Here is a 13,986-nt window from a genome sequence, read left to right on the forward strand (position 1 = left end):
GTGGCGATAAAAGTTGGTATCAGTGCTTGTTTATTGGGTGATCAAGTGCGCTTTGATGGCGGGCATAAACGTTCAGACTTCTGCGCTAACGAACTGCAACGGCATGTCGAGTTCGTCAAGTTGTGTCCAGAAGTTGGGATTGGCCTACCGGTACCGCGGCCAACCATTCGGCTAGAGCAGCACGCGGATGGCGTGCGTGCAGTAATTCCAAAAACGGGCGACGATGTTACCGAGCGCTTGGCGCAGTTTGCTGACAAAGCGGAACCGCATCTAAAACAAATTAGCGGCTATGTATTGTGCGCAAAATCACCAAGCTGCGGCATGGAGCGTGTAAAGCTGTACGATCCAGAAACCGGATACGCTCGCAAAGAAGCACAGGGTATATTTGTTCAGCGTTTGCGCGAATTGCACCCAGCATTGCCCTTAGAAGAAGACGGCAGACTGAATGACGCGCCGTTGCGTGAGAACTTTATTATGCGTGTGTTTTTATTCAATGCGTGGCAGCACTTACCACAGCCACTACGCAAATCAGACTTGTTGAGCTTTCATACCGAATTGAAATTGTTGCTGCTTGCGCACAACCAGCAAGAGTATCGGCGTTTGGGCAGGGTTGTGGCTGAGCAAAGCGATATTAATGAGGCTTTCGCGAAGCAATATATAGAAGACATCATGGCTGCATTAGGCAAGCCAGCAACACGAGCCAATCACACCAATGTTTTGCAACACATTCAGGGCTATTTTGGCGATCAACTCACCAAGCAACAAAAAGCAGAGTTGAGTGAGCTGATCCTTGATTATCGCGATGGCGTGCAACCGTTACTCGCGCCATTAACGTTGCTGCGGCATTATTTGCGCGAGTACCCCAACAGCTATTTGTCAGGCCAGCGTTATTTGAATCCATACCCGGTTGATTTGAAGCTGAGGTACGCATTATGAGTGATTATGCAGGTGTTTGGTTTCGTAACGACGTGCGGCTAACCGCCAACCCAGCTCTGTCTGCTGCCAGCCAAGTAAACGGGCAGCAGCGTGATATTCCTGCATTGCTATTACTTTGCCCGCAACAAATGGAAGCACATGACTGGGCCCCGATAAAATGGGATTTACTGTGTCGGCACCTTGAAAGTTTTGTGGATGATGCGGCAGCCAAAGGGATTTCGTTAACCATTGAAGTGATTGATTCGTGGTCAAACGCAGCAAAAAGTGTGAAGCGTTTCGCACAAAAACATGAGTTAACGGCAGTGCATTACAACGCCGAATACCCGGTACATGAACAACGCCGCGATAGGGCTGTAACGGCTGTGCTGGAGGAACATGGCATGAAGGTAGAACGCCATCATGGCAGCCTTGTTGTTCCGCCGGTGATAACCACCCAAGCCGGCAATATCTACCAAAAATTTACACCGTTTTCACGCGCGTGGCGCGATTACGTCAGCCAACATGGCATACCGCGAACTCACACTTTATTGGAGCGCACCGCCGTTGCGCCAGCTACGATACCCGTTGTCGATTACTCGCGCCGCGATTCGAGTGCATGGGTGGTGGGTGAAAAAGCTGTTCAACAAGCGCTGCGTGACTATTTGACGACACATGTAGAGAGCTATGCTGCTGAACGGGATATTCCGAGTTTAGACAGCACATCGCGGTTGTCTCCATACTGGGAATTGGGCCTCCTGTCGCCGTGGCAAGCGGTGAGCTTAATGGCTGAGATGAGCCCGCAATTTCCTGCAGGCCTCAATAAAGGCGCTGATACCTGGTTAAACGAGCTGATTTGGCGTGAGTTCTATTTGCACTTGATGCAGCATGTGCCACGCTTAAGTTATGGCAAAGCATTTTTACAACATACCGACGCAATGCGCTGGCATCGCGATAAAACGCTTTTTGAGGCGTGGTGCAATGGTGAAACAGGCTATCCAATTGTCGATGCAGGTATGCGCCAGTTAGCCAACGAGGGCTGGATGCATAATCGGGTACGCATGATTGTTGCGCATTTTTTGGTAAAAGACTTGCTGATTGATTGGCGCTGGGGCGAGAAATTTTTTATGCAGAACTTGATTGATGGCAACTTTGCTGCGAACAACGGTGGGTGGCAATGGAGTGCATCAACGGGTACCGACGCAGCCCCTTATTTTAGGGTGTTTAACCCAACGCTACAGAGCGAGAAAGTTGATCCTGACGGCAGTTATATCCGTAAATGGGTGAAGCAATTAAAAGATTGTCCGGCCAAACAGATTCATGCGCCAGCGGCGTGGCTGAAACAACAAGGACGTGACGATTACCCGACTCCAATAGTGAATCACAAGCAGGCGAGGGAGCGGTTTTTAGCAGCATTCAAAGCGCTATAACGGTTCGGTGAACAACCAATAGCAGCACAGGAGAACAGCATGACAAGTGTGGCAGATATTGTTGAGCAGCTTGAACACCTCTATGACGACTTAAACGCCGAAAGTATTGATGCGTTAGATTCATTGTATTGTGACGACGTTAGTTTTGTTGACCCAATTCACCACGTGCAAGGTTTGGATAACCTCAAAACATACTTCCGTAACACGATTAAGGGTGTTGAGTACTGTCACTTTGCCTTTGCTGATCGCGCCCGACAGGGCGACGATGTTTTTGTGACTTGGCAAATGCGTTTGAAACATCCAAAGCTTGCCGAGGGGCGCGAAATTATTGTGCCCGGCACCAGTCACTTAAAACTGGACAACGATAAAATTCTGTCACAAACCGATTATTACGATGCCGGGGCTATGCTCTATGAACATTTGCCGTTTATTGGTTTCGTAATTAACAAGGTGAAAACACGAGTAAAATCGTCATGAATATTTTAATTACTGGCGCGACATCAGGCATTGGCAAACAGGTTGCACTGGATTATGCGGCTGAGGGGCACACCGTTATTGCCTGCGGGCGTAACACCGATGTGCTTGCAGAACTCGAACAGCGGTTTCCTGATAATATTGCCGGTCAACGCCTTGACGTGACTGATGCCGATCAAACCATGCAAGCGCTCGCCAGTTATACCGATATTGACGTTGTGATCATGTCTGCGGGGGTCTGTGAATATGTCGATATTGACCGCTTTGAAGCTGCAATGTTTGAGCGGGTTTTTAACGTGAATGTATTTGGCATGATGCGTTGCGTCGAAGCTTTGTTGCCTAACTTAAAACGCGGAAGTCAATTGGTGCTGGTGGGCAGCACGGCGCGATTGTTGCCGTTTACACGGGCCGAAGCCTACGGCGGTTCAAAGGCAGCAATGCAGTACATAGCGCGTACGTTACAGGTTGATTTGCAACCGCGTGGTATTTGCGTGCAAACCGTGTCGCCAGGGTTTGTCGAAACGCCAATGACAGATGCCAATGATTTTGAAATGCCGATGCGGGTCAGTGTTGAATTTGCCTCTGATCGAATCCGTAAGGGAATTCGTAAAAAAACCACCGACATTACTTTTCCAACAACATTCGGTTTGTTTTTAAAGTTAATGTCACGCCTGCCGCAGGCATGGCAAGTGGCGCTTTCAAAGCGCATGACGTAATTCCTAACGGAGTAGTTTTTACATGAAGATTGCCATTATCGGCTCAGGTATCGCTGGTTTAACGTCTGCGTATCTGTTGAATAAAGAACATCAGGTTACTGTATTTGAGAAAAATGACTATGTTGGCGGGCACACTCGCACTGTAACAGTTAACGTGCATGGCAAAGATTACGCCATTGATACCGGTTTTATTGTGTTTAACGACCGTACTTATCCTAATTTTCGTGCGTTGATGCGCGAGTTAGGTGTGGCCTGGCAAGATACTGAAATGAGTTTCAGTGTGCGCGACCCCAAAAGCGGTTTGGAATACAACGGCCACAACCTCAACACTTTGTTTGCGCAACGTAAGAATCTATTCTCGCCGAAATTTTATCGGCTTATCAATGGCATTTTGCGTTTCAATAAGGCAGCTAAAGGCGCTTACGAAACCGGTGCTAACCTTGATGAGTTAACCTTAGGCGAATTCCTGCGCGAGCAAAACATCCCGCAAGAAGTAAGCGAGCTTTATATCTTACCAATGGTCGCTGCTATTTGGAGCGCTAGCCTGCAAGAAGCTGAAGCATTCCCACTTGGGTTTTTCCTGCGCTTTTTCTCGAACCATGGTTTACTAAATGTGGCGGATCGCCCGCAATGGCACACCATTATTGGTGGTTCAAGCGCATACATTGAGCCGTTAACGCAGAACTTTGCTAAACATATTCATTGCAATGCCAACATTATAGCGGTGCACCGTCAGGTCGCTGACCGCGAGGGCGCAGTAACGATTGAGTTTGCCGACGGTACGATGCAAGACTTTGATGAAGTTGTGTTTGCATGCCACAGTGACGAAGCACTCGCTTTATTGGCGAACCCGACTGCGGAAGAGCACGCAGTGCTTGGCGCGATACCGTATCAAATGAACGAAGTTGTGCTGCATACCGACGTGCGCTTGTTGCCGCGCGCCAAGTTGGCTTGGGCCAGTTGGAACTATTTATTGCACACCGATGCTGAAGCGCGCACGCGACCAAGTTCGGTGAGCTATAATATGAATATTCTGCAACGTATCGAGGCGCCAGAAGTGTTCTGTGTCACGCTGAATAACACCACCGCTATTCATCCCGAAAAGGTGCTCGGTATCTACCACTACGCGCATCCTGTTTACAGCGTTGCCTCTATGCAGGCGCGGGCGCAGCGCGAACGCATCTGCGGGAACAACCACACCCACTTTACCGGCGCCTATTGGTACAACGGCTTCCATGAAGATGGCGTGCGCAGTGCTGTGGATGTGGCAAAGCGTTTTGGAGTAACCTGGCATGTTAGCTAGTGCCATCTTGAGCGGCCGTGTGCACCACGCGCGCTATCGGCCGACCAAACATGCATTTGACTACAGCATTACCCAGTGGTGGTTTGCGTTGGATGAATTGGAGCAAGTGGCGAGTCGAAGTCGCTGGTTGTCAGTGAGTAAGTTTGCGCCACTGTGGTTTCGTCGCAACGACTACTTACGCGGCAGTGAAGGGGATCTTGCAGAAGCGGTTCGTGTAGAAATCGCTAAGCAGATTGGTAAACCCGTTCAGGGGCGCGTATTTTTTTTAGGAGCGCTGCGCACTTTTGGGTTGTATTTTAGTCCACTTAATTGCTATTTCGTGCAACCAGAAGGGAGTGATACCTACAGCTACATGCTTGCCGAAGTGAGCAATACCCCCTGGAATGAGCGCCATTACTATGCGCTCGATTTAAATGAAGCCTTGGTGCATGACAAGGCGTTTCATGTATCCCCGTTTAACCCAATAAATATGCGTTACCATTGGCAGCTTATTCCACCGCAACAAACCCCTAATCATCGCGCGATGATTCACTTAGATGTGCATAAAGAAAAGCGCCATTTTAGCGCGACCGTGAAATTAACGCGGGTTGAATTGAACTCGAAATCGATTCGCAACGTATTATTGAGGTATCCGATAAATACGTTAAGCACCGTCGGTGCAATTTACTGGCAGGCTTTGCGATTGTGGTTAAAGCGCACCCCCGTGTACGCGCACCCCAAACCAGATGAGTGAAAATAAGGGTTAGCTTCATGTACAAAGAAGACGCATTAGCGGTTATGCAGAACGATTTAACAAGTGTAGACAAGGTGTTGCGAAAGACCGTGTTGGGGCTTTTGAATAAGCTCACCGAAGGCTACTTGGTTGTGAAAGAACGCGGCGAAGTGGTCGGCAAATTCGGCTCCGATAAAAGCGACCTGAAGGCTGAGATTGACATTCAAAAAAGCGATTTTTATCGCCGTTTTCTATTTGGCGGCAGTATTGGTGCGGCGGAATTGTTTATGGATGAGAGTTGGACGACGCCTAACCTGACCCATGTGATTCAAATCTTTGCACGAAATCTACCTGCACTTGATGCAGCTGAGGCTAAATTAAGTTGGTTACTCCTACCGATTCAAAAATTTCAGCATTGGCGTCGCAATAACAGCAAACGTCAGGCGAAAGAGAACATTTCTGCCCATTATGACTTAGGTAATGACTTGTATCGGGCATTTCTAGACCCGTCATTGCAGTATTCGAGTGCGGTGTATCCGCGCGTTGATGCCGATTTAGCGGAGGCACAGCAGCATAAACTCAAACGGCTGTGCGATAGCTTGGAACTTAAACCCGAAGATCATTTGTTAGAAATTGGCACTGGCTGGGGCGGGTTAGCGGTATTCGCGGCAAAGCATTATGGCTGCCACGTGACCACCACCACCATTTCGGAAGAACAGTTTCGTTACGCTGAGGCGCTGATTGCCCAAGAAAATTTGGGCGATAAAATTACGCTACTTAAAAACGATTATCGCGATTTGACTGGAACTTATGACAAACTGGTTTCAGTTGAAATGATTGAAGCGGTTGGCCGTAAATACATGGCTACATTTTTTAGCACCTGCAACCGGTTGTTAAAGCCCAACGGTAAAATGGCTTTGCAAGCCATTACCATTGCTGATCAGCGCATGAAAAGCTACGCGAACTCCGTAGATTTTATTCAAAAATACATATTCCCGGGTGGCTTTTTGCCGTCAATAACCATGATGAGCGAAATGTTTACGAAACACACCAACATGGTGATTCGCCATGTTGATGACATTGGCTTTGATTACGCCAGAACGTTGGCTGATTGGCGGGTAAAGTTCAATAAGGCGCATCCGCAATTGATGCAACACGGTTATGACGAGCGCTTTGGGCGTATGTGGAATTATTACCTGTGCTATTGCGAGGGTGGATTTCTTGAACGTGCGGTGTCCGCTGTTCAGTTAGTTGCGACGAAGCCTCAATGCCGTTAATGAACGGCCGTGTTAAACGGTGGCTACCAAAACTGGTCGGTCTGTTTTTATTTGATCTAGTTTGGATAAGCGCTGTAGCAGGGCGTTCTGAATGGCTAGTGGCGACTTTATTGTTGGTGAGCCTTCAGGTTGCCTTAGCAATACGAAGTAGTGCCTTTAGCTGGCGTTTGTACGCGTTGTTTGTGGCGTTAGGGTTAGCGCTTGAGGCTACGGTGGTTGGCGTTGGAATATTAACCTTTGACGGCGGCTTTTTGCCTTGGTGGTTAATTTTGCTCTGGCTGGGCTTCGCGGGCATGTTAATGAACACCTTAAGTGATTTAGCAGGGCGCCCAGTATGGGCAGCATTGCTCGGTATCGCTTCTGGACCGCTAACGTACGCAATTGGAATACGCTTGGGCGCAGCCGAGTTATTGCGCGCCGAATGGCTACTATGGGTCGTCTATGCAGTGTTGTGGGCCATTTATATGGTCATATTCGCGGTACTGATGCAGCGTTTCGCTGCCGCACAGTCACACTCTGAGTTGCACTCTGAAGGAGGGCACGATGAAAATTAAAGCGTTTTTTTTGGTACTTACCTGTGCCGTATTGAGCGTACAGCCCGTTTACGCTAGCCAATGCAGCGTCGCGGCATTTGATGATCTCAAAATGGTGGGTGAAACACGCTTAAAAGTCTGGTTCTGGGATGTTTATGATGCCGAGCTTCGAACCGATACGGGGGCTTACCAAGACTCCGAGCAGCGGGCTTTGCAGCTGAGCTATCTCCGTAACATTGATGCCGATGATCTTGTTGATACCACAGCCGAAGAATGGCAACGCTTAAAAATTGAAAATACTGAAGCGCATCAGCAATGGCTAGATGAACTGCGCAATATGTGGCCTGATGTGCGCGAGGGCGACTGCATTACGGTCGTTGAAAATGATGCGGGGCATGCCGAGTTTTATGGCCCGGAAGGTCGATTGGGAACCATTGAGTCGGCGCAGTTTACCGATGATTTCTTAGCGATTTGGCTTTCTGAAAACTCACGATTCAAAGATGAGCGGAACGCGCTCATAGGAGCACAGTAATGAACCGCCTGATGGTACTAAAAACGGCATTTATCGCGACCCTAATAGTGTTGCTAGTAGGGTGCTCGGCACAAATTGAAGATTATCAAGGTGAACAGCCCCAGTTAAAACTTGAAGAGTTTTTCAATGGCGACCTGGTCGCGTACGGTATGGTGCAAGACTATAGCGGTAAAGTTATTCAACGCTTTCATGCGGATTTAAAAGGCACTTGGAACGGCAATGAGGGTGTTTTAGACGAGCAATTTTATTATGCCGATGGCAGCCAGCAAGAGCGTATCTGGTACATCACAAAAACCGGTGAGAATAGCTATGAAGGGCGTGCAAGTGATGTTGAAGGTGTCGCTGAAGGCACTACGGCAGGAAACGTATTGAACTGGAGCTACACGCTGATCATTGAGCGTGATGGTGAACCGTTTGCGGTTAATTTAGATGACTGGCTGTATCTGGTAGATTCCGACAACATGATTAATCGTACTCAGATGTACAAATACGGGCTGCCAGTTGGGGAGATAACCCTTTATATTGGTAAGAAGTAACAGGTAAGAAATAACGTAAGAAAAGTAATAAAAAAGGGAAATAAGCGCGCTTATTTCCCTTTTTCTTTTGGTGTTATGACTGGCTTTAAAGCTTAATCATAGCCGCGTGGTAAACGCGATAAGGTGCTATCTTGCTCTAAGCGCTGGCGCCACAATTCTTTTGCTGTAAGCCCACCATTTGCACTCTTGCTAACTTTTGCTTTTGCAGTTTTTGCAGCAGGCTTTTTAGCCGCCGCTTTTTTAGCTGGTGCTTTCTTGGCTGGTTCTGCAGCTTTCTTGGTTTCTTTTTTTGCTGCAGGTTTTGCTGCCGCTTTGGTCGCCTTGGCAGCTGGTTTAGCTGCTTTGCCACCGGCTAGTGTCTCGGCTTCTTCAGCAAGTTGAGCTAGGCGCACATTTTTGCCGCCATCGACGCTATACCAGCCGCCTTTCGCTTCAACTTTCGGTTTTTTGCCGTGAGCTTGCTGGTATGCTGCAGTAAAATCAGCAAGCACTTGGTCTTTATCAAGTTTGCTCATGGATATTATCCTATCGCTATTACGTTAGTGTGTTCCATTTTTATACCGTTTTTTGAGCATATTGTCTAATGTGTGAAACATTCGTCAGTAAAATATGCTAAAAACATCCGATATTCATCGAAATTCAAAGGCTGAAACGAGGACATTGTGCAACGTTCAGAGCTACAACATTATCTCAATGATTTATTACAAATAGACCGTATTCGTGATTTTTGCCCGAATGGTTTGCAAATTGAAGGCTGCGAGCAGGTCAAAGCCATTGTCACTGGGGTAACAGCCAGTCAGGCATTGGTTGACCAAGCCATTGCGCTTAAAGCAGATGCGATTTTAGTTCACCATGGTTATTTTTGGAAAAATGAACCAGCCGTTATCACCGGCATGAAAAAACGCCGGATTCAAGCTTTGCTCAAAGCGGACATTAATCTATTTGGCTATCACTTGCCGTTAGACGTACACCCGGAATTTGGCAATAACGCACAGTTGGCGAAGCTTTTTGGGTGGCCACAGCCGCAAGCACTCCTATCAGCTGAACCGGAAGGCGTGGTTATGGGCTGCACGTTGGCCACGCCAATGAGCTCACGCGAGCTGGGCGAACACCTTGAAAACTGCTTACAACGTAGATTAACGGTACGTATTGATTGTGACACACCGATTCAAAAAATTGCGTGGTGCACAGGTGGTGGGCAAGGTTATATTGACCAAGCCGCCGCAGCTGGATTTGACGCTTTTATTAGCGGTGAAATTTCGGAGCAAACAACGCACAGTGCGCACGAGCAAGGCGTAGCTTATTTTGCTGCAGGGCATCATGCGACCGAACGGTACGGCATAAAAGCCTTGGGTGAGCATTTAGCGAGCCGGTTTGACCTGCAGCATCATTTTATTGATATCGATAATCCGGCCTAATACATCATGTCGAACGACCATAGTTTTGAGGGAATAACTGGAAAGTTTTCTCGTAATATTTATGCCACCAATAAAGGCAAATTGCGCTTGGCCGTTCTGCAGCGCGATTTACAGCCTTGGTTGGATGCTGCCCAGAATAAATCGTTGCGCGTGTTGGATGTAGGCGGGGGTATGGGGCAATTGTCACAGATGTTTGCGCGCGCAGGGTGTCAGGTAACCCATACCGATATATCACCAGAAATTGTGGCTGAAGCAAAAGCTTTGCATGAACGCGAAGGGCTCTCAGCGCATTATGAATATCACGTTGCTCCCTTGCAACAACTGCCTAATTTGCTGCAGCAACGCTTCGATGTGGTGCTGTGCCATGCGGTGCTGGAATGGCTTGCTGAGCCTCAACAGGCGCTTGCTACGTTAAAACAATTGTTGGCCCCGGCAGGGCAACTGTCGCTGATGTTTTACAATCGCGATGCCAAAATATTAGCAAATATCATTTTCGGTAATTTTGACTACGTGCAAGCTGACTTAAAGGTTAAAAAGACGGTTCGAATGAGCCCGCAACAACCTCTTTCACCAGCCGATGTGGCGCAGTGGTTGGAACACCTTGGTTTGCAGGTTACGCAAAAGACTGGCGTGCGCTGTTTTCACGACTATTTACGCAACCGCGATGACCAGCAGCGTTTTGATGAGTTATTAGCGCTGGAGTTACGCTACAACCAACAGTCGCCATTTGTTGATATTGGCCGCTACCTGCACTGGCAAATTAACCATGCCTGATATTGTTATTTACTTTAATGCACTAAGTAGCCGTGCGCGACGATTTGCACGGCACTATGAAGCTTATTTCGAAGCCTATTTCCTGAGCCAGCAAAACGCAGGTTCGGTGGTGGTTTTACCAAGCTCGGCAAGTCGTCATCACGATATCGGGCTGCTGCGAGAAGCGTGCCAAACAGCCAGTGAGTGTGTGGTGATTGGTGGTGATGGAAGTGTCAATATTGTCGCAAACGTGGTGGTTAAAACATCGGTGAAATTAACGGTTATCCCCGTTGGTACCGGTAATGATTTTGCCCGTGACCACGGGTTGTGCAATTGGCGCTGGCGTATGCGAAAGCCTATCACAACATCTAAAGAGTGTTTGGGCGTTGCCAACACATGCTATTTTGTCAACCACGTTGGCACCGGCTTGAGTGTTGATTTAATGCATTTACAGCCAGCATGGCTGAAACAAAGCGCAGGGCGCTTGAGCTATTCAATTGCCTTGTTGCGCTATCTATTCGGCTCGTTCAACCATCGTTCGCGGGTGCACCATGAGCAGCATTGGGATGACGGTCAAATCGTGGCGCTAGGGCGGTATATTGGTGGTGGCATACCGGTGCATCCAAATGCGAATAGAGGCAAAGGAGTAATGGCGCGCATTGGTATTCCTCAAATGCAGCGCTGGGCGCAACTCAAAGCATTATTGCGGGTTATGCAAAATAAAGTTGAGCAAACACCAGCTCTCGAATTTAGTACGGGCAAGCAATTCTCTATTGGAGACAGTGAGCATCCAGTAGAACTAGACGGCGATATTCATTTTCAGGGCCCCGTAAGTGTTTCTGTGCTTACTGAGGCAATTTATGTGACGGTGCCTGCGGGGTACGGTCAAAGATTAGGTTTCGAACGAACTGGGGAGTAGTAACATGAGTATGACATGCGCATTCATTGGTTTAGGCGTTATGGGCTATCCCATGGCAGGTCATTTGCAGCGCGGTGGTTTTACCACCACAGTGTATAACCGTACCCACAGCAAAGCCCAAGACTGGGCCAGTGAGTATGCTGGTACGTCTGCCGATACACCCGCGCAAGCAGCCGAGGGCGCAACCCTGGTCATGTTATGCGTTGGTAATGATGACGATGTACGTAGTGTTGTTTATGGCGATGATGGCGTTTTGGCAACCATGAAGGCCGGTAGTATTTTGGTTGATCACACCACCGCTTCGGCAGAGCTCGCGAAAGAGCTTGCAGAAGCAGCCAAAGAACGTGGCATCGGTTTTCTGGATGCGCCTGTATCAGGTGGTCAACAAGGCGCAGAAAACGGTGTGTTAACAGCTATGATCGGCGGTGATCGTGACGCCCTAGAGCGTGCTGATGCTGCCTTAGCTTGCTATGCCAAAACCCGTGAATATATGGGGCCAGCAGGACATGGTCAGTTGGCTAAAATGGTCAATCAAATTTGTATTGCTGGGGTTGTGCAGGGCTTGTCAGAGGGGCTGCAACTGGCACGTAAAGTTGGTTTGGACCCAGATACGTTGATTAATGCCATCAGTCAGGGTGCGGCAGGCTCATGGCAGATGAAAAATCGTTATAACACCATGTGGGCGCAACACTATGAACATGGTTTTGCGGTTGATTGGATGCGTAAGGATTTGAAAATTGCTTTGAGCGAGGCGGAACGTCAAGGGTTAAGTATGCCAATGACGGCACTGGTAGATCAGTTTTATGCTGAAGTACAGAAAATGGGTGGTTCGCGTTGGGACACATCCAGTTTGCTGGCACGCTTAGAACGTAAGTAGTTTTTATGCGTTAGAAAAGAAAAACCCAGCCGAAGCTGGGTTTTTTATGTGCTCTGTTTTCATTAAAGCTTAACGAATACCCATACGGCGGAGTGCGCCAGTAGAGAAGTCGCCACGCTCTGGCTCGATATCGAAGTTCATGTATTCACTTTCTTCGTTCGCTAAGCCAAGCAGAATGTAACGACCAGAGTTCAGGTCATACAGTGCTTCAGCAGCCATCCACGGGGTGTCGTTATAGTAGAACTGGGTGTTGTAAGCTTCGGCTACACGCCATAATTCACCGCGACCGTCGTAATGATCAATCACAGACGCTGTCCACGTGTCTTCATCAATGAACATGTGGCGCGTTGCATAGATATGACGCTCACCGTCTTTCAACGTGCCTTTCACTTCCCAAACACGGTGCTTCTCGTAACGCACGTAGTCTTGGTTCATGTGACCCGGGCCAATGATATCGTCATAGCTTAGGTCGGTATCCATCAACTTGTAGTTGTTGTATGGAATAAGCATCTCTTTTTTACCGATCAGTTCCCAGTTGTATTTATCTGGTGCGCCGTTAAACATGTCAAGGCCGTCAGAAGTACGTAACCCATCTGAAGCTGTACCTGGACCGTCATAGGCTACTGATGGCGCTTTACGAACGCGACGTTGTCCTGCGTTGTATAGCCACGCGCGACGTGATTCTTTTACTTGGTCAATCGTTTCATGAACCAACAGTACGGTGCCAGTTAAACGTGCTGGCGCAAGTACTTCTTGCAAAAAGTAAAACAGCACGTTGTCGTCCGCGGCTTCACGGCCAGTTTTCAGGTACTCAGGAAATACCAAAGACTCGCGCAGTAGCACTGGAACAAAATCGCCGTTTTCCAGTACTGGGAATTGGTTAACCAAACGTTGTACTGCGCCACCGCGATAACGGGTAACGTGGTTCCAAATGATTTCTAAACCATTTTTTGGCACCGGGAATGGAATGTGTTTATCAAAATTCGATAAACCATTGCCGCCAGCAACAAGCTCAGCGTTCACTGCGTTTTTCGCAATCACGTCATAAACTTCTTGTGGGTAAGCCGCTGTGCGGTGGGTTGGATAGACATGCATTTTGTACTCAGGGTACTTTTCAAACATGGCCATTTGACCTGCTGAAAGCAGATCTTGATATTGTGAGACGTTTTCCGCAGTAATGGTGTATAGCGGTTGTTCGTCTGCAAACGGGTCAGCAAGGCGCTCTGGCGCTTCACCTTCTGCTTGCAAGCTATAGCCGCCGTCCCAAGCTGGAATACTGCCGTCTTGGTTAGCTGCTTTTACTGCACCGACCGGAGTCAAGTCATTACCGAGGCGCGCAGCTTCTTCAGGGCTAACTTTAGCCATGACACTCACTGACACCACAGATAGCGCGAAAATACCGGCTTTCAGCATCATTTTATTCATTGTGCTTTTCCTTGTTGTTCTAGATACGCATTCTTTATACGCAATAAAGCTACATCAAATCTTAACAAATTTAAATGCCCAACTGATACTAGCGTTAGAACGAGGTTCGTTGTAAGGTAGCAGCTGGTTTGACCTCTAGTTATTTTTCCATAGCATGTATCGCGAATTG

General features: G+C 48.1%; 16 protein-coding genes. 14 read left to right on the top strand and 2 right to left on the bottom strand.

Going from position 1 to position 13,986, the window contains the following annotated elements; all coding sequences use genetic code 11:
• Genes ACN0UY_RS01870 through ACN0UY_RS01915 form a run of 10 tightly spaced genes read left to right on the top strand, consistent with a single transcriptional unit; the run spans position 1 to position 8,425 of the window.
• Positions 1 to 936 (top strand): YbgA family protein, encoded by a 936-nt coding sequence (locus ACN0UY_RS01870; protein ID WP_417665119.1) that lies wholly within the window; start codon positions 1 to 3, stop codon positions 934 to 936.
• Positions 933 to 2,342, top strand: coding sequence for a cryptochrome/photolyase family protein (locus ACN0UY_RS01875; RefSeq protein WP_417665120.1), 1,410 nt, complete (start codon positions 933 to 935; stop codon positions 2,340 to 2,342). The genes ACN0UY_RS01870 and ACN0UY_RS01875 overlap by 4 nt, the downstream gene beginning before the upstream one ends.
• 39 nt (positions 2,343 to 2,381) lie before the next feature.
• Complete coding sequence (locus ACN0UY_RS01880; protein WP_417665121.1) at positions 2,382 to 2,819, top strand: nuclear transport factor 2 family protein; 438 nt, start codon at positions 2,382 to 2,384, stop codon at positions 2,817 to 2,819.
• Positions 2,816 to 3,532 (top strand): SDR family NAD(P)-dependent oxidoreductase, encoded by a 717-nt coding sequence (locus ACN0UY_RS01885; protein WP_417665122.1) that lies wholly within the window; start codon positions 2,816 to 2,818, stop codon positions 3,530 to 3,532. The genes ACN0UY_RS01880 and ACN0UY_RS01885 overlap by 4 nt, the downstream gene beginning before the upstream one ends.
• Positions 3,533 to 3,554: 22 nt before the next feature.
• A complete protein-coding gene (locus tag ACN0UY_RS01890) occupies positions 3,555 to 4,835 on the top strand; it encodes an NAD(P)/FAD-dependent oxidoreductase (protein WP_417665123.1) in 1,281 nt (426 codons plus the stop codon).
• Positions 4,825 to 5,568: a DUF1365 domain-containing protein gene (locus tag ACN0UY_RS01895; RefSeq protein ID WP_417665124.1), complete on the top strand. Its 744-nt coding sequence runs from the start codon at positions 4,825 to 4,827 to the stop codon at positions 5,566 to 5,568. Before ACN0UY_RS01890 ends, ACN0UY_RS01895 begins: the two co-directional genes overlap by 11 nt.
• Positions 5,569 to 5,585: 17 nt before the next feature.
• A complete protein-coding gene (locus tag ACN0UY_RS01900; protein WP_417665125.1) occupies positions 5,586 to 6,824 on the top strand; it encodes a class I SAM-dependent methyltransferase in 1,239 nt (412 codons plus the stop codon).
• The gene (locus tag ACN0UY_RS01905; protein ID WP_417665126.1) at positions 6,815 to 7,378 is read left to right on the top strand and encodes a DUF2878 domain-containing protein; all 564 of its coding nucleotides are present in this window, start codon (positions 6,815 to 6,817) and stop codon (positions 7,376 to 7,378) included. Before ACN0UY_RS01900 ends, ACN0UY_RS01905 begins: the two co-directional genes overlap by 10 nt.
• Complete coding sequence (locus ACN0UY_RS01910) at positions 7,368 to 7,889, top strand: chalcone isomerase family protein (RefSeq protein ID WP_417665127.1); 522 nt, start codon at positions 7,368 to 7,370, stop codon at positions 7,887 to 7,889. The genes ACN0UY_RS01905 and ACN0UY_RS01910 overlap by 11 nt, the downstream gene beginning before the upstream one ends.
• Positions 7,889 to 8,425 (top strand): DUF3833 domain-containing protein, encoded by a 537-nt coding sequence (locus ACN0UY_RS01915; RefSeq protein WP_417665128.1) that lies wholly within the window; start codon positions 7,889 to 7,891, stop codon positions 8,423 to 8,425. The genes ACN0UY_RS01910 and ACN0UY_RS01915 overlap by 1 nt, the downstream gene beginning before the upstream one ends.
• 92 nt (positions 8,426 to 8,517) lie before the next feature.
• Here the strand turns inward: ACN0UY_RS01915 and ACN0UY_RS01920 are convergent, their stop codons facing one another.
• Positions 8,518 to 8,940 carry a hypothetical protein gene (locus tag ACN0UY_RS01920; protein ID WP_417665129.1) on the bottom strand — a complete coding sequence of 141 codons (423 nt, stop codon included), beginning with the start codon at positions 8,938 to 8,940 and terminating at the stop codon, positions 8,518 to 8,520.
• Between the two features lie 144 nt (positions 8,941 to 9,084).
• Between ACN0UY_RS01920 and ACN0UY_RS01925 the strand changes: the two genes are divergently transcribed.
• From ACN0UY_RS01925 to ACN0UY_RS01940, 4 genes are read left to right on the top strand one after another with little or no spacing between them, the layout of a single operon-like run.
• Positions 9,085 to 9,843 carry a Nif3-like dinuclear metal center hexameric protein gene (locus ACN0UY_RS01925; RefSeq protein ID WP_417665895.1) on the top strand — a complete coding sequence of 253 codons (759 nt, stop codon included), beginning with the start codon at positions 9,085 to 9,087 and terminating at the stop codon, positions 9,841 to 9,843.
• A gap of 6 nt (positions 9,844 to 9,849) precedes the next feature.
• A complete protein-coding gene (locus ACN0UY_RS01930) occupies positions 9,850 to 10,617 on the top strand; it encodes a methyltransferase domain-containing protein (RefSeq protein WP_417665130.1) in 768 nt (255 codons plus the stop codon).
• Entirely contained in the window at positions 10,610 to 11,515 is a 906-nt protein-coding gene (locus ACN0UY_RS01935; RefSeq protein WP_417665131.1) for a diacylglycerol/lipid kinase family protein, read from the top strand. The genes ACN0UY_RS01930 and ACN0UY_RS01935 overlap by 8 nt, the downstream gene beginning before the upstream one ends.
• 4 nt (positions 11,516 to 11,519) lie before the next feature.
• On the top strand, positions 11,520 to 12,392 hold the full coding sequence (locus tag ACN0UY_RS01940; RefSeq protein WP_417665132.1) for an NAD(P)-dependent oxidoreductase: 873 nt from the start codon (positions 11,520 to 11,522) through the stop codon (positions 12,390 to 12,392).
• Positions 12,393 to 12,461: 69 nt separating this feature from the next.
• On the opposite strand, the gene ACN0UY_RS01945 is transcribed toward ACN0UY_RS01940, so the two are convergent.
• Positions 12,462 to 13,817 (bottom strand): DUF1329 domain-containing protein, encoded by a 1,356-nt coding sequence (locus ACN0UY_RS01945; protein WP_417665133.1) that lies wholly within the window; start codon positions 13,815 to 13,817, stop codon positions 12,462 to 12,464.
• Positions 13,818 to 13,986 lie beyond the last annotated feature (169 nt).

It is taken from the genome of Pseudidiomarina sp. (genome assembly GCF_048268165.1).
In the GTDB taxonomy this organism is placed as follows: Bacteria; Pseudomonadota; Gammaproteobacteria; order Enterobacterales; family Alteromonadaceae; genus Pseudidiomarina.